The sequence below is a fragment of the Methylobacterium cerastii genome (assembly GCF_022179125.1).
In the GTDB taxonomy this organism is placed as follows: domain Bacteria; phylum Pseudomonadota; class Alphaproteobacteria; order Rhizobiales; family Beijerinckiaceae; genus Methylobacterium; species Methylobacterium cerastii.
Map to the genome: position 1 here is coordinate 41,607 of NZ_BPQG01000029.1, position 22,863 is coordinate 64,469.

The 22,863-nt window shown below is 72.7% G+C and carries 21 protein-coding genes and 1 riboswitch; of the genes, 10 read left to right on the top strand and 11 right to left on the bottom strand.

What is annotated here, in order from left to right:
- Positions 1 to 4: 4 nt before the first annotated feature.
- The 8 genes from MFF13_RS10055 to MFF13_RS10090 all read right to left on the bottom strand — a co-directional run bounded on the left by MFF13_RS10055 (position 5) and on the right by MFF13_RS10090 (position 9,732).
- On the bottom strand, positions 5 to 2,311 hold the full coding sequence (locus tag MFF13_RS10055; RefSeq protein WP_147754245.1) for a TonB-dependent receptor family protein: 2,307 nt from the start codon (positions 2,309 to 2,311) through the stop codon (positions 5 to 7).
- 64 nt (positions 2,312 to 2,375) lie between these two features.
- Positions 2,376 to 2,762 carry a hypothetical protein gene (locus tag MFF13_RS10060; RefSeq protein WP_147764960.1) on the bottom strand — a complete coding sequence of 129 codons (387 nt, stop codon included), beginning with the start codon at positions 2,760 to 2,762 and terminating at the stop codon, positions 2,376 to 2,378.
- 14 nt (positions 2,763 to 2,776) lie between these two features.
- Complete coding sequence (locus MFF13_RS10065) at positions 2,777 to 4,096, bottom strand: PepSY-associated TM helix domain-containing protein (protein WP_147754716.1); 1,320 nt, start codon at positions 4,094 to 4,096, stop codon at positions 2,777 to 2,779.
- 38 nt (positions 4,097 to 4,134) lie between these two features.
- Positions 4,135 to 4,752 carry an SCO family protein gene (locus MFF13_RS10070; RefSeq protein WP_147754717.1) on the bottom strand — a complete coding sequence of 206 codons (618 nt, stop codon included), beginning with the start codon at positions 4,750 to 4,752 and terminating at the stop codon, positions 4,135 to 4,137.
- Positions 4,742 to 5,266: a copper chaperone PCu(A)C gene (locus tag MFF13_RS10075; protein WP_147754718.1), complete on the bottom strand. Its 525-nt coding sequence runs from the start codon at positions 5,264 to 5,266 to the stop codon at positions 4,742 to 4,744. Before MFF13_RS10075 ends, MFF13_RS10070 begins: the two co-directional genes overlap by 11 nt.
- Positions 5,267 to 5,489: 223 nt before the next feature.
- Positions 5,490 to 5,858: a hypothetical protein gene (locus tag MFF13_RS10080; RefSeq protein ID WP_306422421.1), complete on the bottom strand. Its 369-nt coding sequence runs from the start codon at positions 5,856 to 5,858 to the stop codon at positions 5,490 to 5,492.
- Between the two features lie 86 nt (positions 5,859 to 5,944).
- The gene (locus MFF13_RS10085) at positions 5,945 to 8,026 is read right to left on the bottom strand and encodes a TonB-dependent receptor (protein WP_147754555.1); all 2,082 of its coding nucleotides are present in this window, start codon (positions 8,024 to 8,026) and stop codon (positions 5,945 to 5,947) included.
- A 199-nt stretch (positions 8,027 to 8,225) separates the two neighbouring features.
- Positions 8,226 to 8,438: riboswitch (cobalamin riboswitch) on the bottom strand.
- Positions 8,439 to 8,571: 133 nt separating this feature from the next.
- Complete coding sequence (locus MFF13_RS10090; RefSeq protein WP_238272105.1) at positions 8,572 to 9,732, bottom strand: DUF2778 domain-containing protein; 1,161 nt, start codon at positions 9,730 to 9,732, stop codon at positions 8,572 to 8,574.
- Positions 9,733 to 10,027: 295 nt separating this feature from the next.
- On the opposite strand from MFF13_RS10090, the gene MFF13_RS10095 reads away from it, so the two are divergent.
- Complete coding sequence (locus MFF13_RS10095) at positions 10,028 to 10,384, top strand: hypothetical protein (protein WP_238272106.1); 357 nt, start codon at positions 10,028 to 10,030, stop codon at positions 10,382 to 10,384.
- Between the two features lie 34 nt (positions 10,385 to 10,418).
- Here MFF13_RS10095 and MFF13_RS10100 read toward each other — a convergent pair whose 3' ends face one another.
- The 3 genes from MFF13_RS10100 to MFF13_RS10110 form a co-directional block, all read right to left on the bottom strand.
- A complete protein-coding gene (locus MFF13_RS10100) occupies positions 10,419 to 11,843 on the bottom strand; it encodes a mannose-1-phosphate guanylyltransferase/mannose-6-phosphate isomerase (RefSeq protein WP_147829659.1) in 1,425 nt (474 codons plus the stop codon).
- A gap of 82 nt (positions 11,844 to 11,925) precedes the next feature.
- Positions 11,926 to 13,737, bottom strand: a complete 1,812-nt coding sequence (locus MFF13_RS10105; protein WP_147754601.1) for an alkaline phosphatase family protein — start codon at positions 13,735 to 13,737, stop codon at positions 11,926 to 11,928.
- Between the two features lie 153 nt (positions 13,738 to 13,890).
- On the bottom strand, positions 13,891 to 14,562 hold the full coding sequence (locus tag MFF13_RS10110) for a metal ABC transporter permease (RefSeq protein WP_147754602.1): 672 nt from the start codon (positions 14,560 to 14,562) through the stop codon (positions 13,891 to 13,893).
- A 223-nt stretch (positions 14,563 to 14,785) separates the two neighbouring features.
- Here MFF13_RS10110 and larC point away from each other — a divergent pair, with 223 nt between their 5' ends.
- From larC to MFF13_RS10155, 9 genes are all read left to right on the top strand, one after another.
- Positions 14,786 to 16,135 (top strand): nickel pincer cofactor biosynthesis protein LarC, encoded by a 1,350-nt coding sequence (gene larC / locus MFF13_RS10115; RefSeq protein ID WP_147829657.1) that lies wholly within the window; start codon positions 14,786 to 14,788, stop codon positions 16,133 to 16,135.
- Positions 16,132 to 16,974, top strand: coding sequence for an ATP-dependent sacrificial sulfur transferase LarE (gene larE / locus MFF13_RS10120; protein ID WP_238272107.1), 843 nt, complete (start codon positions 16,132 to 16,134; stop codon positions 16,972 to 16,974). Before larC ends, larE begins: the two co-directional genes overlap by 4 nt.
- Entirely contained in the window at positions 16,971 to 17,648 is a 678-nt protein-coding gene (larB, locus tag MFF13_RS10125; protein WP_147754832.1) for a nickel pincer cofactor biosynthesis protein LarB, read from the top strand. The genes larE and larB overlap by 4 nt, the downstream gene beginning before the upstream one ends.
- Positions 17,649 to 17,680: 32 nt before the next feature.
- Positions 17,681 to 18,796, top strand: coding sequence for an aldo/keto reductase (locus MFF13_RS10130; protein WP_147764388.1), 1,116 nt, complete (start codon positions 17,681 to 17,683; stop codon positions 18,794 to 18,796).
- Between the two features lie 82 nt (positions 18,797 to 18,878).
- Positions 18,879 to 19,463, top strand: a complete 585-nt coding sequence (locus tag MFF13_RS10135; RefSeq protein ID WP_238272108.1) for a HupE/UreJ family protein — start codon at positions 18,879 to 18,881, stop codon at positions 19,461 to 19,463.
- Between the two features lie 187 nt (positions 19,464 to 19,650).
- Positions 19,651 to 20,199 carry an iron transporter gene (locus MFF13_RS10140; protein ID WP_238272109.1) on the top strand — a complete coding sequence of 183 codons (549 nt, stop codon included), beginning with the start codon at positions 19,651 to 19,653 and terminating at the stop codon, positions 20,197 to 20,199.
- 2 nt (positions 20,200 to 20,201) lie between these two features.
- On the top strand, positions 20,202 to 20,549 hold the full coding sequence (locus MFF13_RS10145; protein WP_147754579.1) for a cupredoxin domain-containing protein: 348 nt from the start codon (positions 20,202 to 20,204) through the stop codon (positions 20,547 to 20,549).
- A 3-nt stretch (positions 20,550 to 20,552) separates the two neighbouring features.
- Positions 20,553 to 21,956, top strand: coding sequence for a 4Fe-4S binding protein (locus tag MFF13_RS10150; protein WP_147754578.1), 1,404 nt, complete (start codon positions 20,553 to 20,555; stop codon positions 21,954 to 21,956).
- Positions 21,957 to 21,994: 38 nt separating this feature from the next.
- Positions 21,995 to 22,819 (top strand): FTR1 family iron permease, encoded by an 825-nt coding sequence (locus MFF13_RS10155; protein ID WP_147764392.1) that lies wholly within the window; start codon positions 21,995 to 21,997, stop codon positions 22,817 to 22,819.
- The last annotated feature ends 44 nt before the right edge of the window (positions 22,820 to 22,863 follow it).

Consider the following 22,863-nt stretch of genomic DNA (forward strand, 5'->3'; position numbering starts at 1 on the left):
GGGTTCAGAACGCCAGCTTCATCCCCGCCACCACGTTGCGCGGGGCGCCGGCGTAGATCGAGCCGGTGACGGCGGCGAGCGCGGCGGCGCCGTTCTGCACGCCGGTCGTCGCGCTGATCGAGTTGGCGAGGTTCTGGGCGGAGGCCGCGTAGACCGTGTCGAACACGTTGCGCACCTCGGCGTAGACCGTGAGGCGCTTGGCGTAGCCGCCCACCAGCTCCGTCGCGTAGTGGACGTTGGCGTTGACGACGGCGTAGCCCGGCGCCTTCAGCTGGTTGGCGTTGTCGAGGTAGAAGTCGTCCTGGAACACGGTCTCGACGAAGGCGCCGAGCCCGGCGAGCGGCCCGGCCGGGACGTCGTAGCCGATCCGGGCCAGCAGCTGGTTGGCCGGCACGCCGGGGATGCGGTTTCCGGCGCGGTCGAGGCGTCGGGTCAGCGTGCCGGCGCTGAGCTGCTCGACGTAGCGGGTGTAGATCTGGTCGTCGAAGGTGTAGGCGGCCACCCCGCGCCAGCCCGGCGCGAAGGCCCAATCGATCCCGACCTCGATGCCGCGATGCTCGGATGCCGGGGCGTTGAAGGTGTAGCTCTGCAGGCCGGCGCCGGGCGATTGCGAGACGAGCTCGTTGCGGAAGAACTCGTAGAAGCCGGTGACGCTGAGGCGCAGGTTTTCGGTCGGCGTCCACTCGGCGCCGAGGTCGAAGCCGAGGTTCTCCTGGGTCTGCAGCCCGGTGTTGTTGCCGGGCAGGCCCGCCGCGGTCACGAACAGGTTGCTCGCCGCCGGCGTGGTGTACCCGGTGGCGACGCGGCCGCGGAACGCCCACTCCGTGCCCGGGCGGTAGACCAGCGCCAGCTCCGGGGCGACGTTGAGGAAGGTGCGGTTCACGTCCGCGATCGTCGTGGTCGCGCCCGTCGCATTGTAGGCGTAGGCGAGATTGCGCCCGGTGATCGCCGTGCCCTCGGCGCTGATGCCGACGACCCCCGTCCACCGGTCGGACAGCGCGACCTCGGTGCGGGCGCGGCCGCCGAGGTTCGACTGCACCGCCTCCTGCTCGCCGATCAGCGCGCCCAGCCGCGGGCCGCCATAGGGCGCGCGGTTGTAGGTCGAGATGTGGTTGTCGATCGTGTTGTAGGCCAGCGCCACGTAGCCGACCGCCGGGAGGCCGAACAGGTCGTAGCGCCGGGTCACGTCGGTGAGGAAGTTCCAGGACGGGTACGAGCCCCGCGAGGACGTCGCGTAGAACGGCTGGTTGAAGTTGCGCTCGTCGAAGCCGAGTTGCGTGCGCCACGTCGTCTGCGCGTCGATGTCGTGCTCGTAGCGCGCCGCCACGATCGTGCGCCGGTCCTTGCGCCCGAACCCGGCCTCGTCGGCGGTCACGCCCACCGTCCGGCCGAAGGCGCCGTTCACCATGAGGTTCGTCAAGGTGCAGCCGGCGGCGGCGGTCGCGGCCGCCGCGCAGCCGCGCTGGTACGGGTTGGTCCGGAAGTCGTTGAGCGAGGACCGGGCGGCGAGGTCCGCCTGCAGGTCGTTGTTGATCACCTTCAGGGTGAAGCGGTTGTCCGGCGTCGGGGTGTAGCTCGCGAGCAGGTCGATGGTCTGCGTGTCGTAGGACGCATGGTCCTGGTAGCCGTTGGCGCGCACGTCGCTGGCGAACAGGCTGATCTCGAACGGGCCGCTGGCGCCGCCGACCGTAAAATAGTTGCTGAGGTAGCCGAAGCTGCCGGCATCGGTGCCGACCTCGTACCCGTCGATCTCGCGGCCGGTGCGGGTGCGGAAGGCGATCGCGCCGCCGGTCGCGTAGTTGCCGAACAGTGCCGATTGCGGCCCGCGGAACACGTCGATGCGGGAATAGGCCCGCGGGTCGGCGATGTCGAAGCGCGAGGCGCCGTCGGGTTGGGTCAGGACGAACCCGTCCTCCAGCACGACCGTGTTCTTGATCACGCCGGTGGAGCGGGCGTTGTTGCCGCGGATCGAGATGATCACGTCGCGCCCGCCGTTGCCCTGGCGCACGGTGACCCCGGGGCTGTTGGCGAGCACCGCGCCGATGCTCGTCGCCGGCCGGTTCTCGATGGTGTCCCGCCGCCCGATCTCGGTCACGACCTGCCCGACCGGATGCTCGATGACGCTGGGCGCCGAGCCCTGCGGCGCGGCGACGCCGAAGGGGACGGCCGCCGCCGGGCCGTCGCGCTCGCCCACGACGGAAAGTTCGGACAGCGTCACGCTCTCTTCGGTGGGCGCGGCGGCGAGGGGAACGGGACAGGCGGACAGGAGCAGGATTCCGGCGCGCAGCCGGAGTTTTGACGGAAGGGACATCGGCTGGGCTCGTCTGATCGGGAGGCAGGCGGGAGCGGCCCGCCGGAAGAGGTCCAAGGTTCGATCAGAGCGGGGTCGGCGGTGCCCTCGGCCGGCCGGCGAGCGGCGGGCGATGTGCGGTCCGGGCCGGCGGCGGGGTCGGCCAGGCGACGGGCGACCAACGCAGGATCCGCGCTGCCGGCTGCGGCGCGGGGACGGCCGGCGCGGCAAGCCCCGCGGCGCAGAGCGGGCAGGCGTCGCAGCCGGGCGTGGGCAGCGCCGGCTCCTCGGCGGCGGGGGCGTCGAGGGCGTGGCCGCAGATCGCCGACAGGCCCGGCGACGCAGGCTCGGCCGCGATCCGCAGGGCGGCGAGCGGCACGATCGACTGCGCCCAGATCGCCAGAAGGATCAGCGCGGTGCCCACGGTCTCGCGCCAGGTCGGGCGGGCGTGCAGGGCGCTCGAGGGCTTCATGGCCGGTGCCCTCCTCACGCGGCCCTGCGCGGGCGCAGGGTCTGGATGCCGAGGTCGAGGCCGAGCATCGCCAGGATGACGAGACCGGTGAGCGGGAAGAGCAGGCCGAGGCCGAGCACCAGCCCGGTGACCCCGGCGGCGATCCGGCGGTCGCGGGGCCAGGGCGGCACGCCGAGCCGGCCCGCGGGACGCCGCTTCCACCACATCGCCGCGGCGGTGATCGAGAGCAGGATCGTCGCGAGGCAGAAGGCCAGCATCGCGAGCTGGTTGGCGCGGCCCCAGAGATCGCCCTTGTGGAGGCCGATCCCGTACTGGATCGCCCGCCCCACCCCGCCGATGTCGGAGAACCGCACATCGACGAGGGGTCTTCCGGTGTACTGGTCGAGGGAGATCAGGCGCTGGCGGCTCACGGCGCGCGGATAGGCGGCCGCGGCGTAGACGTCCGTGCCGCCGGCCGGCAGCGCGACCTCGAAGCCCGCCGGCATGCCGAGCCCGTGCAGGATCGCCACCGCCCGGTCGATCCCGATCGCCACCAAGGGGTCCTGTGGCCGCGAGAGCGGAACCGGCGCGTCCTGCATCGTCCATCCGGCGGCGCTCACCCGCTCGCCCATCGGGACGGCGGAGACCGCCTTGTCGGCCCAGAGCGCCCGCGGCTGGCCGAGGCCTGCCGCGTTCGACCAGGTCCTGAGCTGGGCGCCCCAGACGATCGACCACGGCAGGCCGGTCGCGGCCAGGAAGACGAGGCCGGCGCCGGCCACCAGCCCGGTGACGGCGTGAAGGTCGCGCCACCAGACCCTTTGCGCCGGCCCTGCGCGGATCGTGACCACCCCGCCGCCTCGGCCCCGCGGCCACCAGAGATAGGCTCCGGTCGCCACGAGGATGATGGCGAAGCCCGCCACCACCTCGACGACGCCGTTGGCGACCGGCCCGAAATAGGCGAGGCTGTGCAGCCGCCGCACGACCATCATGAGTTCCCGGTCGGCCGCGACCCGGTCGAGCACGTCGCCGGTGTAGGGATTCAGAAAGACCAGGATGCGGCGTCCGTCCTCGACGAGCGTCACCACCGCGGATGCGGTCGCGTCGGCCGGCTCCGTGAAGGTCGCGGCCTCGGCGTCGGGAGCGGTCTCCAGGGCGTTGAAGATCAGCCGGTCCGGACTCAGGGGCGCCGTGGCCTCGGCCGCGACGACGGTCCGGGCCGCGAACAGGGTCGCGTTGATCTCGTCCTTGAACAGGTAGATCGCCCCCGTGGCCGAGAGCAGGATCAGGAACGGCAGGCAGAGCAGGCCGGCGTAGAAATGCCAGCGCCAGACCGCCCTGTAGACGGCGTCGCGCATGTTCGGTCGCGGTCCGCCGACCTGCTTCGCCCGGCCGCTCACAGGATGGCCTGGATCTGCCGGAGGGCGAGCCCGTGCCCGGCCGCGAGGTCGAGCGGGCCGACGAAGGCGCCGTCGCGGTCCATCAGGTAGACCATCAGCGTGTGCTCGAGGGTGTAGTCGCCCCCCGGCAGCGGGACCTTCTTGGAGAACACGCGGTAGGACCGCGCCACCCGGTCGATCTCCGCGCGGGTTCCGGTCAGCCCCGTGATCGAATCGCTGAACGAGCCCATGTAGTCGCGCAGCACCGCGACGTCGTCGCGCTCGGGATCGAGGGTGATGTAGTAGGCGCCGATGTCGCCGCCGGCCTTGTGCAGGTCGTCGATCAGGTTGGTCAGGTCGGCCAGCGTCGTCGGGCAGACGTTCGGGCAGCGGGTGAACCCGAAGAACACCAGGAAGGGCTTGCCGGCGAGCGTCGCCGAATCGAGGATCCCGCCCTTGGACGATTGCAGCCGGAACGGGCCGCCGACCACGGACATCGCCGGCTTGGCGGGGCCGCGCGGCAGGCTCGCCACCACGCCCCCGGCGATGCCGAGGATGCCGACGAGCACCACCGCCAGGATGCCGTAGCCCGCCCGGCGCTGGGCCGGCGTGACGGGAGGCGGATCAGTGGCCATGGTCGTGGCCGGCCGCCCCGTGGCCGCCCTCCCCGTGGCCGCCCTCGGGAGCCTTCGCGCCGATCGCCTCCACCGCGAACTCGACCGGGACGGTCCCCGCCTTCTCGAACTGCAGCGTGCCCTTGACGCGCTCGCCCTTCTTCAGGGGGGCCTGCAGGTCCACGAACATCATGTGGTAGCCGCCCGGCGCGAGCGTCACCGTGGCGCCCGGCGCGATGACCAGGCCGCCCGCGACCGGGGCCATCTTCATCACCGTGCCGTCCATCGTCATCGAATGGATCTCGACGTGGTCGGCCCCGGTCACCGAGGCGCCGAGCAGCGTGTCCGGCGTGGTGCCGGTGTTGGTGACGCTGAGGTAGCCGCCGCCGACCTTGGCGCCGTTCGGCGTCGCCCGCGTCCAGGGGTGGGCGATCGCGAGCGCGCCGGCCTTGTACTCGTGGGCGCCGGCGGGGACCGCGAGCAGCGCGAGGGCGACGAGGGAACCGGTCGCGAGAAAGCGGGACAGGGTGGACATGGGATATCTCCGGGAAGGGGATGGGTCGATGGCGGCCGTGCACGGCCGAACGGATTCGAAGGGGGCGGCGTCCGGGCGGACCGGTTCGGGCGGAGCGCGACGGCGACGCGTCGGGCTCGCACGCCGCATCGGTCGGGGCGGAGCCGAAGCCTTGCCGCGACACGGGCGCGACGACACGGCGCGCCGCCGCGTTCCGGCGCGGGAACGCCGGGGCGACGTGTGGTCAGGCGGTGGGTGGGGCGCGTGCGCCGGCGCTGATCCCCGGCGGAGCGCGGGGGGCGGCGGCGAGGACGGGACGCCACGGGGCGTCGACCGCCGGGGGAGCGGACCAGGCGACCGCGACGTCGGCCGGAACCGGCATGTCCGCCGTCGGCATCGCCTGCGCGGCGGTGCAGCAGGCCAGGTGGTCCGCGTGATGCGGGGCGTGCTCCGGGCCTCGCCCGTCGGCGCCGGCATCCTGCAGGCAGAGCGCGTGCGCCGGATCGAAGGTCCGGACGGTCGTCATCCCGCCCAGCACCGCCTGCAGGGCAAGCGCATAGAGCGCGGTCACGGCGATGACCGCGCGGCAGACCCGCCAATCTGGCCGCCACATGCGCATGCCTCCACGCCTAGGGCTCAGCCCGGCGCGCCGTCAATGCGGCAGACGCCGCGCACCGCCGATTTCGGCGGCCCTGTCGCCTAGAATCGCCCCGCCAGCGTCAGCCGCACGGCGGTGGGCTCGACCGGGTGGAAGTGCCGGTCGGCGACGCCGTCCGCCCCTTCGCCGGGCAGGCGCGAGACGTAATAGTAGGTGATCTGGTCGGACTTGGCGTTGGTGAGGTTCAACACGTCGAGCGACAGGCTGAAGCCGTTGTCGAAGTTGTAGCCGACGCGGCCGTTGAGGAGCGCCGTCGGCTTCGAGCGCACGGAATTGTCCTCGATCAGCGGGCGCGGGCCGAAGTAGCGCAGGCGCATCGACCCGAACCAGCCGAGGCCCTCGCCGAATGTGAATCCGGCCGACGCGATCGTGGTCGGCGCCTCGGGGATGCGGTTGCCCGCCGGGTCGACGTCCGAGAAGCGGGCGTTGGTGACGGTCAGGTCCCCCTCCAGCTTCAGCCAGGGCGTCACCGCGTAGCGGTTGGTCCACTCGACGCCGAAGCGGCGGCTCGGGCGGCTCGGCTCCGTGGTGCCGGTGTCGCCCTGGAACAGGTTCTCCGACGCGAAGTCGAGGCGGAACAGCGCGACCGCCGTCTCAAGCCCGGCGATCGAGCGGTTGCGGATGCCGACCTCGTACCCGGTCGAGGGCACCAGGAAGGGCGAGCGCGTCGTGTTGAACAGCGAACTCGTCGGGTCGATCGTCGCGGTGACGCCGCGCACGTCGTTCGAGTGGAAGCCGCCGCCGTAGTTCAGGTAGAGCTCGGTGTCGGCCCACGGCCCCAGCACCAGCCCGAGCTTCGGGTTGACGACGCCGTCCCGCGCCTTGCCGCTGTTGGCCGCCGTGTCGGAGACCACGTCGGCGTAGTAGCCGTCGGCGCGGAAGCCCACGCTGGTGCGCAGCCAGTCGGTCCAGCGCACGCGGTTGTCGTAGAAGAACGCCCCGCTCGCCTCCAGCACCCGGTCGTCGAGGACGCCGGAGCGGAACTGCCGGTTTGTGGTGTTGAACAGCCCGACCCGGATCGAGTCGGTTCGGGTCTGCAAGCCGATCTCGTTCTCCATCGGCAGCCCGTAGAGGTCGCCCTGGAAGACGTGGCTCACCTCGCCGCCGCCGAGGATGCGCTGGTCGAGCTGGTGGAACTGGTCGCCGTTCACCGGATCGTTGAGGAAATACGTGAAGTCGTTGAACAGGTTGAGCTGCTGGCGGATCACGTAGGCCGAGGCCCGCGTCACGCCGGTGTCGTCGGTCATGCTCCAGCGGCCGGAGAGCGAGAAACGGCTGCTATCACCGCCGTCGCTGGGGTTCAGGCTACCGAACCGGCCGATCAGGCCTTCCGACACAGCGCGCGACGCGATCTGGTTGGTCGCGGTCCAGCGGCTGGCATAGGCCATGCCGGTGACGGAGAACCCGTCGAGCGCCGTGCCCTGGCTGTAGCGCACGACGCCGTTGAGCTTGCGCAGGGCGTCCGGCACGTCCCACGGGCCGTCGTAGACCTGCGCCTCGCCGGCCACCAGCAGGTTGCCCTGGCCGAGTGGCGCCGAGGCGATCGTCAGCGCACGCGCGTAGCCGAACGAGCCGAACGAGGTCAGTGCGACGGACTTCGCGACGGTGTCGAGGTAGTCGATCCGCACCGAGCCGGCGGAGGCGAAGTCGCCGTCGCGGACGAAGTACGGCCCCTTGTGGAACTCCACCGCGCCGACGAGCTCGGGGATCAGGAAGTTGATGTCGGCGTAGCCCTGGCCGTGGGCGTGGGTGCGCATGTTGACCGGCATCCCGTCCACGTCGATCGCGATGTCGGTGCCGTGGTCGAGGTTGAAGCCGCGCAGGAAGAACTGGTTGGCCTTCCCCTCCCCCGAATGCTGCGTGACGATCAGGCCGGGCACGGATTCGAGGACCTCGCCCGGCCGGGTGATCGGGCGGCTGTTGATCTCGGCGCCGGAGATCACCCCGGCGCTCGCGGCATCCACCGACCGGAGGGTGCCGCCGACGCCGGTGGTGCCGCCGACGTAGCCGGCGCTCGCCGCCGGCCCCGGGCCGGTCGCGGCCGGAGCGACGGTCTCGGCCGTGACCGAGATCTCGTCGAGGTTGGCCTCGGCCACGCCCGGCTGAGACAGGGCGGACCGCATCAGGACGGCTTGTGGCGGGACGGCCGCGCCGACGACGAGCAGAAGGATGCGCAGGCGCGGAGCGAAACGGGATACGGACACGGGACCTCGGGCGACGCGACGTGGCACGTCACCGCGAACGAGGCCGATCCCCCGCGCCGTCCCTCCGACGGCATGAGGCTTCGACACCCGCCGGGGCACCCCGCCCGACGCGCTTCGCGTGTGACCACGACCGAGGGCAGGTCTCCTGGCTCGCGGGTCGTCGCCCGCCACCGTCTTCCCGGATGCGGCGCATCCAGTGACGTGCGTTGGTGGAAGGCTCGCCGCTTACAGTTGCGGGGGCAGCCACGGCTTCGACGAAGGCCCTTCCAGGCTCCGTCCCACCGCGTTCCCTTTTGATCCTCGATGAGGAACCCTCGCGCACAGGTTGCGTCGGGCGCGGACCGCGCGTCAATCCGGCTTTCGCAGCGCGTCGCCGGGTGTGGCCGATCCGCGACGCCGCCTTCACCTGCTGCGCGGTCGCGTGGCCCTCATGCGAGCCGGTCTCCGCCTCGCTTCGGAACGCCCTAGCGGCTCGCTGCGAACCGGGCCGGGCCGTCGCCGCGGCCGGCGACCACCACGAGGCGCCGGACCTCGCCGCGCAGGAACGCCTGCAGGAAGCGGTCGTAGTTGCGGAACGACACGCAGCCGTTCGAGGCGCCGCTCGGCCCGAGCATGTAGGTGTGGGCGAGCAGGCCGTCGCGGCCGTGGATGGCGGCAGACCCGCCCACCGGGTTGAGGCGGATCGCCCGGACGCCGTGGAACAAAGCCTCGCGCTCGGTGAGGTCGTAGGTGCCCGGCGGGGTCGAGCCGCGCATCCGCAGGTGCACGAAGTCCGGGTGGTCCATGCTGGCGCCGAGGCCGGAATGAGCTTCCAGCACCTCGCCGCCGGGCAGGCGGACGGTGCGGGCGCTGATGTCGTAGATCGCCGTGCCGGCGCCCGCGTCGGGGCTGGGGAACAGGCGGCCGCGCGACCGGTCGAGACCGGGTCTCTCCAGGGCGGCGTAGGCCAGGGCCGGGCCGGATTCCTTGCGCGCGGCGAACAGCTCCTCGAAGAACGACGGCGTCTCGGCGGTGGGCGCCGGCGCCGCCTCGGGCACCCGGCGCGGCGCCCGGCGCAGGGCGAGGCGCTGCGGCACGGGGGCGGCGATCAGATCCGCCGGGCGCGCCATCGGCAGCGGCACGATCTGCGCCTGGCGGAGGACTCGGATCTCACGCGGGCGCTGCGCCTGGCTTGCGACCTCGGCCTGCCGCACGATCTCCGCCCCGGTGGCGGGTGTCGCGGCGGGCTCCACCGCCGCGACGCCCGCCACCGGCTGGGCGAGGGACGGAGCGAGAGAGGCGGTCGGGGCGAACGCAGTGCCGAGGGGGATGCCGCGAAGGTTCGCGCGCACGTCCGGCCCCATCATCGGACGGGGATCGAACAGGGCCGCGAGGGCGGTCGAGGCGGCGCTCCGGGTCTGCGGGTTCGTGGCCTGCAGGTTCGTGGCCTGGAGATTCGCGCCCGGCGATCGCGGGTGCTTCCCGTCGCCGGTCGGCACGCCCCCGAGGGTGACGAGGCAGAGCAGGCCGGCCAGCGCGTTGCGCAGGGTCGGATGGCTGCGGGAGCGCCGGCGACGAACGGGACGCGCGTGGCCGCCGTGGGAACGCAGGTGATGCGGCAGGGGATGCGGCATGTGATGAGGCATGCGGACTCGAACTCGGACGCGAAGGCTGAGGCGGCGCCCGCGGCCACGCGCCGTCCGTCCCCCGCGACGGAGCGCGGGCGGTGGACCGGCCGAGGGGCTCGGCCGTGCGGGGATCGAGAGAACTGCGACTGATCCGTATTGAGCGCGCGGTTGGTTAATCCGCCCCTAAGCGGCCGGTCGCCGTGCGCGGACGGGGCACGAAATCGGGTCCGCGCCTCACACGGCGCGCGGGCACGCGATCGTGTTGCCGCTTCGTTCTTGCCGAGGCGGGGGCGAATCGGCGATACCGCCAAGCATGCGGATGTTCGCCCTCGCTGCCCTCCTGTCCCTGCCTATCCTGCCCGGCGCGGCCGCGGAGGCGCCGCGGCCGGCCGACCCGGCCGCACTGGAGCAGGCGTGGCGCGGATGCGTGCGCGAGGCCTACGCTCACCAGTCGCCGACGCAGGGGCGGGCCGGCTCGCAGCGCAACGCCCTCGACGAATGCAAGGCGCGCGAGGACGCCGTCGTGGCGGCCCTGATGGCCGCGCGCACCGACGACGCATCCGGCCGCGGCGCCCGCTCGTTGCCGGCGCGCGCCCGCGCCTGGGCGGCCTCGGTCGCGGCCTACGTCGTCGACCCGGTCTCGTCCTGGATCGCGATGCTGCGCGACTGAGCGGCGGCCTTCGCCGCCCGCCGGGCGGGCCGCCTCACCGTCCGTAGATGTCCTCGACGCGGATGATGTCGTCCTCGCCGGTGTAGGAGCCGACCTGGACCTCGATCAGCTCGAGGGGGATCTTGCCGGGGTTGGCCAGCCGGTGCATCGAGCCGATCGGCAGGTACACCGCCTCGTTCTCGTGGACGAGGACCAGGCGCTCGCCCAGCGTCACCTCCGCCGTGCCCTTCACCACCACCCAGTGCTCGGCGCGGTGGTGGTGCTTCTGCAGCGACAGGCGTCCGCCCGGCGTCACCATGATGCGCTTGACCTGGAAGCGCTCGCCGATGTCGACGCGCTGGTACCAGCCCCAGGGCCGGTACATCCGCCGGTGCGCGTCGGCCTCCGGGTGGGCGCGGGCGCGCAGCACGCCCACCAGCTCCTTCACCCGGCCCGACTGCGCCTTCGACGCGACCAGCACCGCGTCGGGCGTCGCCACCACCACCACGCCGTCGAGGCCCACCACCGTGGTCAGGCCCTCGCCCTCGCTGTGCACCAGGCTGTTGGTGGTGCCCAGCACCTCGACCCGGCCGCGCAGCGCGTTGCCGGATTCGTCCTGCGGCAGCACCTGCCAGACCGCGTCCCAGGTGCCGACGTCCGACCACGGGAACGAGACCGGCAGCACGCCGGCCCGCGTCGTACGCTCCATCACCGCGTAGTCGATCGAGATCTTGGGCGCCTGCCCGAACGCCGTCGCGTCGAGCCGCACGAAGTCGAGGTCGACGGCAGCCCCCTCCAGCGCCGCGCGGGCGGCGGAGAGCACCGCGGGCGCATGCGCCTCGAGCTCGGCCAGCATCAGGTCGGCGCGAAACAGGAAGTAGCCCGAGTTCCACAGGGCGCCGTCCGCGATCAGCGCGGCTGCGCCCTCCGCATCCGGCTTCTCGACGAAGCGCGCCACCGCGAAGGCGCCCTCGGCCTCCGGCAGCGCGGCCCCGCGGCGGATGTAGCCGTAATCGGTCGCCGGCCGCGTCGGCTCGACGCCGAGCGTCATCGTGTAGCCGGCCCGCGCGCCCACGGCCGCCGCGCGCACGGCGGCGGCGAAGGCGGGAACGTCGCCGATCACGTGGTCCGCGGCCATGATCAGCACCACCGTCTCCGGGGCGACGTTGGCCGCGTGCAACGCCGCCACCGCGACGGCGGCGGCCGAGTCCCGTCCCTCCGGCTCCAGGATGATGTCGCCGGCGATGCCCGCCTGCGCCAACTGCTCGGCCACGATGAAGCGCGACTCGGCCGAGGCGATCACCGCCGGCCGGGCGAAGGTCGCGAGGTCGCTCACCCGCCGGGCGGTCGCCTGGAACGTCGACTCCGACGCGTCCACCAGCCGCGCGAACTGCTTGGGCATGCTCTCGCGCGACATCGGCCACAGCCGCGTGCCCGAGCCGCCGCACAGGATCACGGGGAGAATGCGGGCGGTGCTCATCTGACGACTCCTGTTCCCGGTGCCGCCGGGCGGCGACCCGACCGACGTTCTTCGCGCCGGTCGCGTGACCCGGGCGGTGCCCTCACTCCAACCCGAAGGTCCGCCCCGGGAACCCGGCCGCATCGAAGTAGCGCTGGTCCCCGACCTGCTGGAAGCGCAGCACCGTGGTCAAGCCCGACGGCGACGGTTCCGAGCGCAACGTGCCGGCCTGGGCCTGCGGCACGGGGGCGTCGCTCGTTCCCTCCCGCATCGCCTCCCGCATCGGGCGGCCGATCAGGCGGCCCTTGGCGGGGATCTGGAGCTTGAGCAGGGCGGCGAGAGTCTGCCCGACGTCGGCGTTGCTCACCGGCAGCGCATCGACGAAGCCGGCCTTGAAGCTCGGGCCGATGGCGGCCATGAAGTTGTGGGTGTCGGCCCGGCTGAAGCTGCCGTGCATGCCCTGGCCCTGCTGCAGCGCCGTGTCGGCGACCTCGACGACGCAGGTCTCCGGGTTGGCGCAGCCGGTGCTGTACGAGCGGAAGTTGACGACGATCGCCGGCGTCGGGGTCGCAGCCTCGCCCTTCAGGTTCACAGCCGAGAGCGGCAGCGTGCCGGGAAAGCTGCCGAGCGCGTCGTCGACGAACAGGCCGCTGACGTAGTCCTGCTCCAGGAGCGCCGCGACCGTGCGGGCGGCGAGCGCCTTGTCGCCCTTCGGCAGGTAGACGAGGTCCGAGCCGCCGTTGACCGCGACCACGAGGTCCGGCGCCTTCGGGTCCGGGCCGAGCAGCGCGTTGCCGAGCTTCGGCCGCTGGCCGGCGAGCACCGGTGCGGCGCTCGCGTCGGGCTCGTGCAGCGGCAGGCCGAGGGCCGCGGCGAGGTCGAGCGCCAGGAAGCCCGGCGGCAGCTGCCCGGCGGGCACGCCCGGCAGGGCGGTCTTCGCGGACGGGCTCGTCGCGCTCTCCTTCGAGATGGTCGAGAAGCCGTGGTCGGCCGCGACCACGATGTCGGTCGTGTCGGAAAGGCCGAGCTCGTCGAGCGCCCGGCGCAGCGTCGCGAGGTTGTCGTCTGCGTTGCGGATGCCGGCGAGCGAGGTCGGCCCGTTGATGCCGGGCACGAGCTTGCCGAGGCTGTCGCCGTGGTTGTGCTGGGCGCCGTCCGGGTCGCGCGACCAGAACACCAGCACGAACGGTTTCTCGCGGGCCTTGAACAGCGGCAGCACGACCTTCGTGGCGACCTCGGCGAAGTAGGCCTGCTGGGCGACGTTGGCCACGAGCGTGCCTGGCGTCGTCGCGTCGCCCGCCTTGCCGTTCTCCCCGCGCGAGGGGGCGGCGAGCGGCAGGTTACGGCCGGCCATCAGCCCCTGCATCTCGGCGCTGAACGGGATGCCGCGCGCCGAGCCGGTCTCGTCATCGACGACGATCGTCGGGCCGCCGGTGCGGTCGGTGTGGTCGAAGATCAAGGTCGGCCCGACCTTGCCGATCGCCGCGGTGCTGATCCCGGCCTTGGCGGCGGCGCGCAGCACCGTCTCCTCGTTCATCCAGTCGCCGTTGAAGACGGTGTTCATCTCGCCGAGCACGGCGTCGTTCTCGATGAACGGCGTCACCGTTCCCGCCTGCGCGGCGATCGGCTTGGCGAGGTAGATCGTGTTCGAGAAGTCGCCGGTGTCGCCGAGCTGGTGCCCGGTCGCCATGCCCGAGGCGTTGGCGGTGGTGAAGGTCGGGAACAGCGAATGGCTGTTGGCGAGGTTCACGCCCTGGTCGCGCAGGGCCGCCAGGGCCGGCGTGTTCTCCGGCGTGACCATGCCGGCGCGCAAGCCGTCGGGAACGAACAGGATCACGTTGCGGGGCCGGTCGGCCGCCGCGGCGGCGGTGCCGAGGAGGCCGGCGACGATGACGCCGTTGAGGATCGCGCGCATCGCCGTCGTCTCCTGAAGGGCCGGCCGACTTCCGGCGCGGTGCCGCTTCTCCTCACGTCCGCATGACGCCCGTGTGACGGCGCAGGCCGGCGGGACAGGCGGGCGAGACAAGTTGGGCGGGCCGGAACGCCTGGCCCGCCCGCGATGGGGCGCTTACATCGGCGGGGTCAACCCGTCCTTGCCGACGGCGACCCGGCGGGCGCTCAAGGCGGTGCCGTCGCGGGCGGCCGTGACGAAGGCCTTGGCGCCGGGCTTGAGCACCATCTTGTCGGCGGGCTCGAAGGTCACGACTGGGGTTTCCGGCAGCACGACCACCGTCTGCGCGCCGTCCTTGTAGGTCACGGTGAGGGTGCGCGCGCCGGACGCCGTCGCGCTGCCCGACACGGTGCCGTTGGTCATCGCGCTCTTCACGCGCGGGGCGGGAGCGTCGGCCTTGACCGTCCCGTTCGTCATGGCGCTCTTCACCCGCGTCCCGCCGGCGGTGGCATCGGGGATCGTGTCCCAGCCGTAATGGCCCTCGCCGGTGCCGCGCATGGCTTCGGGGAACAGCAGGACCTCGATCGCGGTGCGCGGGTTCTCGCCCTTGGTGGCGGTGCCGACGAAGGTGCCCTCCTTCACGTCGTCGAGGCTGGCCTTCACCACCGAGACGAACTTCGTGTCGTCGCCGAGCGCGATCGTCTCCGACACGCCGTCGATGGTCTTCAGGGTGATCGCGCCCGGCGCGACCGCCTCGATCGTGCCGCGCAGGCGCTCGACGACCGGGGCGGCCTGGGCGCCGCCGACCGAGAGGAGGCCGGCGAGGGCGAGAAGCGGGAGGCGTGTCATGAGGGGCCTGTCGTTTAGGAGGGCCTGACGGTCCGGCACGATCGTGCGGGAGCCTGCGGCCGTGGCGCGTCCGCTACCATGCCGGCGCCGGGCCCGGCACCCGCCGGCCGGCGCGGCCATCCGCCTCGCCGGGGCTCGCCCGCGGGACCTTGCCGGGAAACCTTTCCGGCCGATCTGGTGTTCGAACCGACGGGCCTCTCGCCCGCTCCACCACCGGACAGGCATGCAGATCCACCTCGACGCGGTCGGCGGCATGGCCGGCGACATGTTCGTCGCCGCCCTCCTCGACGCCTTCCCCGAGCACGCCGAGGGCGTGTCGGCAAGCGTGCGCGCCGCGAGCCGGGCGGGCGTCGCCTGCCGCGTGCTGCCCCACAACGACGGCATCCTCCAGGGCAGCCGCTTCCTGGTCTTCGGACCCGGCGCGCCCGACCCCACGCCGCAGGCCGCGCTCGCTGCGACGCACCGGCACGAGCACGGCGACCACGAGCACGGCGACCACGATCACGACCATCACGATCACGCGCATCCCGATGCGCACGGTCCGTCCCACACCCACGACCACGCAGGCGACCACGATCACCGGCCGTGGTCCGAGATCCGCGCATCGCTCGAACGGGCCGACCTCGACGCGGCGGTGCGCGGGCATGCGCTCGCGATCTTCGGCCACCTCGCCGAGGCCGAGGCGCGCGTGCACGGCATCCCGGTGGAGCGGGTCGCGTTCCACGAGGTCGGCGCCTGGGATTCGATCGCCGACATCGCCGCCGCGGCCCACCTCGTCGCCGCGCTCGGCGCCACCCGCTGGAGCGTGGGCGCCCTCCCCCTCGGCTCCGGGATGGTGCGCACGCAGCACGGCCTGCTGCCGGTGCCGGCCCCGGCGACCGCGCTACTGCTCGAAGGCTTCGCGACCCGCGACGACGGCGTGCCGGGCGAGCGGGTGACGCCGACGGGCGCCGCGATCCTGCGCCATCTCTGCGGCGGCGCCGAACCGGCGCCGACCGGCCCCCGGCGGCTCGGGCGCTCCGGCGTCGGATTCGGCACCAAGCGCCTGCCCGGCCTGAGCAACTGCGTCCGCGCCCTCGCCTTCGACGAGACGGCGCCAGTGGCGTCCCCGGAGGCGCATCCGGACCACCGCACCATCGCGGTGATCGCGTTCGAGGTCGACGACCAGTCCGGGGAGGACCTCGCCATGGGGCTCGATCGGCTACGGATGCGCGATGACGTGCTCGACGTCGTGCAGATGCCGGTCTTCGGCAAGAAGGGCCGGATGATGGCGCATGTCCGCCTGCTCGCCCGCGCCGACGCCCTCGATGCGGTGGCGGCGGCCTGCTTTTCCGAGACCGCCACGATCGGCCTGCGCCACGCGCTCGTCGACGGCCGCGCCCTGCCCCGCCGGGCCGCCACCGTCGCGGTCGCCGGCCGCGACGTGCGGGTCAAGCTCGCCGAGCGCCCGGGCGGCCGCACCGCCAAGGCCGAGGCCGACGACGCCCGCGCGGAGGGCGGCCACGCCGCCCGGACCGCCCTGCGCCGCGAGGCCGAGCGGCTCGCCCTCGACACCCCGGAGCCGAAATCGTGAGTTCGCCCCCCATCCGGCTCGAGGCCGTCCTCGTGGAGATCGGTTCCGTCGCCGTGGCGGTGAGCGGCGGCGTCGACAGCGTGACGCTGGCGGCGCTCGCCCACCGCGTCCTCGGCCCCGACGCCGCGCTGATGGTGCATGCCGCCTCTCCCGCCGTGCCGGCGGAGGCCACCGCCCGCGTCCGCGCCGAGGCGGCGCGCGCCGGCTGGAGCCTGCGGGTGATCGAGGCCGGCGAGTTCTCCGATCCCGCCTACCGCGCCAACCCGGTGAACCGCTGCTTCTTCTGCAAGACCAACCTCTACGGCGCGATTGCCCGCGTCACCGACCGGACGATGGCTTCGGGCGCCAACCTCGACGACCTCGGCGAGTACCGCCCCGGCCTCGACGCCGCGGCCGAGCACGGCGTCCGCCATCCCTACGTCGAGGCCGGCCTCGACAAGGCGGCGGTGCGGCGCCTGAGCCGCGACCTCGGCCTCGGCGCGGTGGCGGACTTGCCCTCCGCCCCCTGCCTGTCGAGCCGGGTTGAGACCGGCATCCGCATCGAGCCGGAGGTGCTGGCCTTCATCCACGCGGTCGAGCGCCGCGTCGGCGCCGCGCTGGGAGCGGGGGGCGATGCGAAGCGCGCCGTGCGCTGCCGCGTGCGCGCCGCCGGGATCGTGGTCGAGCTCGACCCCACGAGCCTCGCCGCGCTCGACGGGCCCGGGCGGGGCGAGCTCGAAGGCTGGATCGCGGCGCAGGCGCCGGGACGCCTCGCTGCCGGCGCCGTCCGCTTCGAGCCCTATCGCACCGGCAGCGCCTTCCTCGTCGGCCGCGGGGTCGGGGCAGGAGCGTCGGCATGAGCGTGTCCGACGAGTTCACCCTGGACTTCGCCCGCGCCGACCGGATCGGCCTCGAGGAGGCGGTGTACTGCGCCGGCAAGTCGCCCGCGCAGGTCGACGCGATCCTCGATGCGGCGGCCGAGCGGGCGGCGCGCTTCCTCCTCACCCGCCTCGACCCGGACAAGCACGCCGCCCTGCGCGCCGTCCATCGGGAGGCGCTGGATTACTGCCCGGTCTCGCGCACGGCCGTCTTCGGCGTGGCGCGCGCGGTGGAAGGGCCGGCCCGCATCGCCGTGGTCGCCGCCGGCACCTCCGACGTGCCGGTCGCCCGCGAGGCGTTGCGGACGCTGGCCTACCAGGGCCGCGCCGCGACGCTCGTCGCCGACGTCGGCGTCGCCGGCCTGTGGCGGCTGACCCGCCGGCTGGAGGAGATCCGCGCCCATCCGGTGGTGATCTGCGTCGCCGGCATGGACGCGGCGCTGCCGAGCGTGCTCGGCGGCCTCGTCGCCGGCGCGGTGATCGGCGTGCCGACCTCGGTCGGCTACGGCGTCGCGGAGGGCGGCCGCACGGCCCTCGACGCGATGCTCGCGAGCTGCGCCCCCGGCCTCGCGGTCGTCAACATCGACAACGGCTACGGCGCGGCCTGCGCCGCCCTGCGCCTGCTCCACGCCGCCGAACGCCTCGCGGCCGCCTGAACCGACCCGTCGTCCGAACACAGGAGAATCCCATGGAACGCCGCAGCTTCCTTCAGAGCGCCGTCGTCGGCGCGGGCCTCGCCGCAGCCGGCGGAGGCGCCGCCACCGCGGCCGTCGACCCGGCGGCCCTGCCCGGCAACCGGCCGTCCGATCCCGCGAGCCTCCCCCTCGTCACCGATCCGGGCGAGCGCCGCGGCGAGATGCTCTACCGGTCCTTCGGCCGGCATTCCGACAAGATCTCGGCCATCGGCATGGGCGGGTTCCACCTCGGCAAGAGCGCGGTGACGGACGACGAGGCGACGCGGCTGATCCACCAGGGGATCGAGCGCGGCATCACCTTCATGGACAATTGCTGGGACTACAACGAGGGCCGCTCCGAGCTGCGCATGGGCGCGGCGCTGCAGGACGGCAGCCGGCGCGACAAGGTGTTCCTGATGTCCAAGATGGACGGGCGCACCAAGGAGGAGGCGACGAAGCAGATCGACGCCTCGCTGCACCGCCTGCGCACCGACCGGATCGACCTCGTCCAGCACCACGAGATCCTGCGCTACGACGACCCCGACCGGGTCTTCGCCGAGGGCGGCGCGATGGAGGCCTTCGTCGAGGCCAAGAAGGCGGGCAAGCTGCGCTACATCGGCTTCACCGGCCACAAGGACCCGCGCATCCACCTGCAGATGCTGGAGGTCGCCCACGAGCGCGGGTTCCAGTTCGATTCGGTGCAGATGCCGCTCAACGTCATGGACGCGCATTTCCGCTCGTTCGGCCACCTCGTGCTGCCCTACCTCGTCCAGAACGGCATCGCGGCGCTGGGCATGAAGACCTTCGGCGACGGCGTCATCCTGAAGAGCGACGCGCCGATCGAGCCGATCGAGTACTTGCATTTCGGCCTCAACCTGCCGGTCTCGGTGCTGATCACCGGCATCCAGAGCCAGCGCGACCTCGATCAGGCCTTCGAGGCGGTGAAGACGTTCCGGCCGATGGACAAGGCGGCGGTGGCCGAGTTGCTCGGGCGCAGCCGGCCCTACGCGCTGGAAGGCAAGTACGAGCTGTTCAAGACCAGCGCGACCTTCGACGGCACCGCCAAGAACGCGGCGTGGCTCGGGGAGGACGTCCCGGGGGTGAAGACCCTCGCCCCGACGATGGAGTGATTTTTGCCAGGGTGTCGGTGACCGCTGGCGCCCGCCGCCTATCCCTTCGATGATCGATCCGACCCTACCGTCAGGACACACCATGAAGCGCCTCGCCGCCCTCGCACTTCCCGCCCTCGTCCTGCTGCCGCAGGCGGCATTCGCCCATCCCGGCCACGGCGAGGCCGCGGGCCTCGTCCACGGCTTCCTGCACCCGGTGAGCGGGGCCGACCACGTCCTCGCTATGGTCGCGGTCGGGCTGCTCGCGGGCCTGCGGGGCGGACGGGCCCTGTGGGCGCTGCCGGCCTCCTTCCTCGCGCTGATGGCGGTGGGCGCGGGGCTCGGCATGGCCGGGTTCGCGCTGCCGCTGGCCGAGGCCGGGATCGCCCTCTCGGTCGTCGCCTTCGGCCTCGCGGCGGTGTTCGGGCTTCGGCTGCCGCTCGCCGCGCTCGGTGCCCTCGTCGGCGGCTTCGCCGTCTTCCACGGTTACGCCCACGGCGCCGAGATGCCCGAGACCGCCTCCGGCCTCGTCTACGGACTCGGCTTCCTCGCCGGCACCGCCCTGCTCCACGCCGTCGGGCTCGGCCTCGGCCTGGTCGCGGCCGGAACCCGCCGTACGGTCATGGCTCCCATGCTCGGCGGCACGGTCGCCGTCCTCGGCGTCGCGCTGATCGCGAGCCATTTCTAAGTCGAGACCTCCGGCGGGCCAGGAACCCGCCGGAGTTTCGCCGCACGAGATCTACGGTTCATCTTTCAGGATCGCGGAGTTTTCCAAACCTCGACTGTAATCCTGCTAGTTTGGAACGATTATGATTTGAGCATGTGACGAACATGCCTCTTCCAATTTCGGCGCGGCCGGGTATGCGATGCTCCCCATGCGCGCGCACCGTCTCCTCCTCCCCCTGCTGGCCCTTCCCCTGCTCGCCGCCTCCGCGGTCGCCAAGGAGATCCCCGTCGGGCCTCACGTGACCCAGAACGGTCTCGAGGTCGCGGCGGTGTACCTGCAGCCGATCGAGATGGACCCGCCCGACATGATGCGCGCGGCGGCGCAGTCCGACCTGCACCTCGAGGCCGACATCCGCGCGGCCAAGGACAACCGCAACGGGTTCGCCGAGGGCGACTTCGTGCCCTTCCTGGCCGTCACCTTCGAGGTGGTGAAGCTCGACGGCGACAAGCCCACCGACCAGAAGGTGGCGGGCGCGCTGATGGGCATGGTCGCCAACGACGGCCCGCATTACGGCGACAACGTCAAGCTGTTCGGGCCCGGGCGCTACCGCCTGAAGCTCACCGTGGCGCCCCCCGGGCCGCACGCGCATTTCGGCCGCCACGTCGACAAGGAAACCGGGGTGGCCGAGTGGTTCAAGCCGTTCGACGTCACCCAGGACTTCACCTTCGCCGGCATCGGCAAGAAGGGCGCGTATTGAGGATGCGGACAGCGACCAGCCTCCTCGCCCTCTGCGCGCTCCTCCTCGCACCGCTCGCGGCGCGCGCCGACGACATGCCGGTGATCAAGGTCGAGATGAAGGACGGGGTGATCCTTCCCGCGATCATCGAGGTTCCGGCCAAGACCCGCTTCAAGCTGGAGATCTCGAACACCGGCGCCTCGCCGGTGGAGTTCGAAAGCCTCGAGCTGAAGCGCGAGAAGGCGCTCGCCGCCGGCTCGACCTCGTCGATCATCTTCCGCACCCTCGATCCGGGCAGCTACGACGTCTTCGACGACTTCCATCCGGAGGCGAAGGCGACGCTGGTGGCCAAGGATCCGGTGGCGAAGTAGCCGGTGGCCGGCGCGACCCTCAGCCCCGGCCGGGAGGCCTGGATCGACGCACGCCTCGCCGCCTTCGGCGACTGGCTCCGCCGGCACGGCGGCGTGCTGCGCGGCATCCAGTGGGTTGTGGTCGGCGTCTACGTCGTGCTCGTCGCCGTGCCCGCCTTCCTGCCGCTGCCGGACCGCTCCGCGCACCTCTGGTCGAACCTGACGCTGCTGGCGCAGTTCGCGTTCTGGGGCGTCTGGTGGCCGTTCGTGCTGGTCAGCATGGTGGTGGCCGGCCGCGCATGGTGCGGGGTCCTGTGCCCCGAAGGCACGCTCACCGAGTTCGCCAGCCGCTGGAGCCTCGGCCGCGCCGTGCCGCGCTGGATCACCTGGGGTGGATGGCCGTTCCTGGCGTTCGCCGGCACTACGGTCTACGGCCAGATGGTCAGCGTCTACGGCTACCCGAAGCCGGTGCTCGCCGTGCTTGGCGGCTCGACCGTGGCGGCGATCCTCGTCGGCGCCGTCTACGGGCGCAACAAGCGGGTGTGGTGCCGCTACCTCTGCCCGGTCAACGGCGTGTTCGCGGTGCTCTCGAAGCTCGCGCCGGTGAGCTTCCAGGTCGACGGCGCCGCCTGGAGCGCCTCGCCGAAGCCGCTCCGGGCCGACGGCTTCAACTGCGCGCCGCTCGTGGCGGTCAAGACCATGCGGGGATCGGGCGCCTGCCACATGTGCGGGCGCTGCAGCGGCTATCGCGGGGCCGTGCGTCTCGCCCGCCGCTCGCCCAACCACGAGATCGTGCACGTGGCCGGCGACGAGCCGTCGCTCGACCAGACCGTGCTGATCCTGTTCGGCATGATGGGTCTCGCCGTCGGCGCGTTCCAGTGGTCGTCGAGCCCCTGGTACGTCGACGGCAAGCAGTGGCTCGCCACCTGGCTGATCGAGCGCGGCGTGACTTGGCCGCTGGAGACCTCGGCGCCGTGGTTCGTGCTGACGAACTACCCCGAGCACAACGACGTGCTCACCCTCCTCGACGGCGCGATGCTGCTCGCCTACGTCGGCGCCGCCTGCCTCGGGATCGGCTTGGCGCTCACCGCGCTGGTGGCGCTGGCCACCCGCGCGGCCGGGCCGTGGTCGATGACCCGGTTCCACCACCTGACGCAGGCGCTGATCCCGATCGCCGGCTGCGGCGTCTTCCTCGGCCTCTCGGCGCTCACGGTCTCGTTCCTGCGTGGCGAAGGCATCGCCCTGCCCTACGTGAACGAGGTCCGCGCCGGCCTGCTCGCCGGGGCGAGCCTGTGGAGCCTGTGGCTGGCTTGGCGGATCGCCGGGCTGTCGGCCGCCGGCCCGCGCCGGGTCGCGGCCACCCTCTGCATCGGCGCCGCAGCCGGCCTCGCGGTCGCGAACTGGGCGCTTCTCTTCTGGATCTGGTAGCGCGCGCGCTTCCTCAACGCGAAAGCCGGGATATCCGCATGATCGGAGCCTTCGTCATCGCCTTCCGCGAGGTCATCGAGGCGGGCCTCATCATCTCGATCGTGCTGGCGGCCACCCGCGGCATCCCCGGGCGCGGCCGCTGGGTCGCCCTCGGCATCGTCGGGGGCCTGGCCGGCGCCGCCCTCGTCGCGCTGTTCGCGGAGAAGATCTCGGACGCGTTCGAGGGCGCGGGGCAGGACCTGCTCAACGCCGCCGTGCTGATCGTCGCCGTGCTGATGCTGGTCTGGCACAACACCTGGATGGCGGCCCACGGACGCGAGCTCGCCGGCGAATTGCGGGCGGCGGGCGAGGCGGTCCGCTCCGGGCGGCGCACCGCGGCGGCGCTGGCGCTGGTCGTCGGCGCGGCGATCCTGCGCGAGGGCGCCGAGCTCGTGCTGTTCCTCTACGGCCTCGTGGCCTCCGGCGCGTCGGGCGCCGACCTGCAGGCCGGGGCGCTGGCCGGCGTCGGCGCGGGCGTCGTGCTCTCGGGCATCAGCTATTTCGGCCTCGCCTCGATTCCGAGCCGCTACGTGTTCTCGGTGACGAGCGCGCTGATCATCTTCCTCGCCGCCGGCCTCGCGGCGCAGGCGGCGCAGTTCCTGTCGAACGCCGGGATCGTCACCGGGCTCGACCAGATCCTATGGAACTCGTCCGGCCTGATCCCGGAGAACGGCTGGCCGGGCCGCGTGCTGCACGCGCTGGTCGGCTACACCGACCGCCCGACCGTGCTCCAGGGCATCGTCTACGTCGGGACGATCCTGGTGATGGTCGGACTGATGCAGATGACCGCCCAGAACAAGCGCCGGGCGCTGCGCACCGCCTGATTCGATCGCCCGGTCTATCCGGCCGGACGGTCCCTCCTCGCCAT

Excerpts from the sequence above, each read along its gene's own strand:
- MFF13_RS10055 (WP_147754245.1), bottom strand. The coding sequence starts at position 2,311 with ATGTCCCTTCCGTCAAAACTCCGGCTGCGCGCCGGAATCCTGCTCCTG.
- MFF13_RS10095 (WP_238272106.1), top strand. The coding sequence starts at position 10,028 with ATGCGGATGTTCGCCCTCGCTGCCCTCCTGTCCCTGCCTATCCTGCCC.
- MFF13_RS10140 (WP_238272109.1), top strand. The coding sequence starts at position 19,651 with ATGCGCGCGCACCGTCTCCTCCTCCCCCTGCTGGCCCTTCCCCTGCTC.
- MFF13_RS10130 (WP_147764388.1), top strand. The coding sequence starts at position 17,681 with ATGGAACGCCGCAGCTTCCTTCAGAGCGCCGTCGTCGGCGCGGGCCTC.
- MFF13_RS10135 (WP_238272108.1), top strand. The coding sequence starts at position 18,879 with ATGAAGCGCCTCGCCGCCCTCGCACTTCCCGCCCTCGTCCTGCTGCCG.
- MFF13_RS10070 (WP_147754717.1), bottom strand. The coding sequence starts at position 4,752 with ATGGCCACTGATCCGCCTCCCGTCACGCCGGCCCAGCGCCGGGCGGGC.
- MFF13_RS10110 (WP_147754602.1), bottom strand. The coding sequence starts at position 14,562 with ATGACACGCCTCCCGCTTCTCGCCCTCGCCGGCCTCCTCTCGGTCGGC.
- larC (WP_147829657.1), top strand. The coding sequence starts at position 14,786 with ATGCAGATCCACCTCGACGCGGTCGGCGGCATGGCCGGCGACATGTTC.
- MFF13_RS10080 (WP_306422421.1), bottom strand. The coding sequence starts at position 5,858 with ATGTGGCGGCCAGATTGGCGGGTCTGCCGCGCGGTCATCGCCGTGACC.
- MFF13_RS10075 (WP_147754718.1), bottom strand. The coding sequence starts at position 5,266 with ATGTCCACCCTGTCCCGCTTTCTCGCGACCGGTTCCCTCGTCGCCCTC.
- MFF13_RS10065 (WP_147754716.1), bottom strand. The coding sequence starts at position 4,096 with ATGCGCGACGCCGTCTACAGGGCGGTCTGGCGCTGGCATTTCTACGCC.
- larB (WP_147754832.1), top strand. The coding sequence starts at position 16,971 with ATGAGCGTGTCCGACGAGTTCACCCTGGACTTCGCCCGCGCCGACCGG.
- MFF13_RS10145 (WP_147754579.1), top strand. The coding sequence starts at position 20,202 with ATGCGGACAGCGACCAGCCTCCTCGCCCTCTGCGCGCTCCTCCTCGCA.
- MFF13_RS10090 (WP_238272105.1), bottom strand. The coding sequence starts at position 9,732 with ATGCCTCATCACATGCCGCATCCCCTGCCGCATCACCTGCGTTCCCAC.
- MFF13_RS10060 (WP_147764960.1), bottom strand. The coding sequence starts at position 2,762 with ATGAAGCCCTCGAGCGCCCTGCACGCCCGCCCGACCTGGCGCGAGACC.
- MFF13_RS10100 (WP_147829659.1), bottom strand. The coding sequence starts at position 11,843 with ATGAGCACCGCCCGCATTCTCCCCGTGATCCTGTGCGGCGGCTCGGGC.
- MFF13_RS10085 (WP_147754555.1), bottom strand. The coding sequence starts at position 8,026 with ATGCGGTCCGCCCTGTCTCAGCCGGGCGTGGCCGAGGCCAACCTCGAC.
- MFF13_RS10155 (WP_147764392.1), top strand. The coding sequence starts at position 21,995 with ATGATCGGAGCCTTCGTCATCGCCTTCCGCGAGGTCATCGAGGCGGGC.
- MFF13_RS10105 (WP_147754601.1), bottom strand. The coding sequence starts at position 13,737 with ATGCGCGCGATCCTCAACGGCGTCATCGTCGCCGGCCTCCTCGGCACC.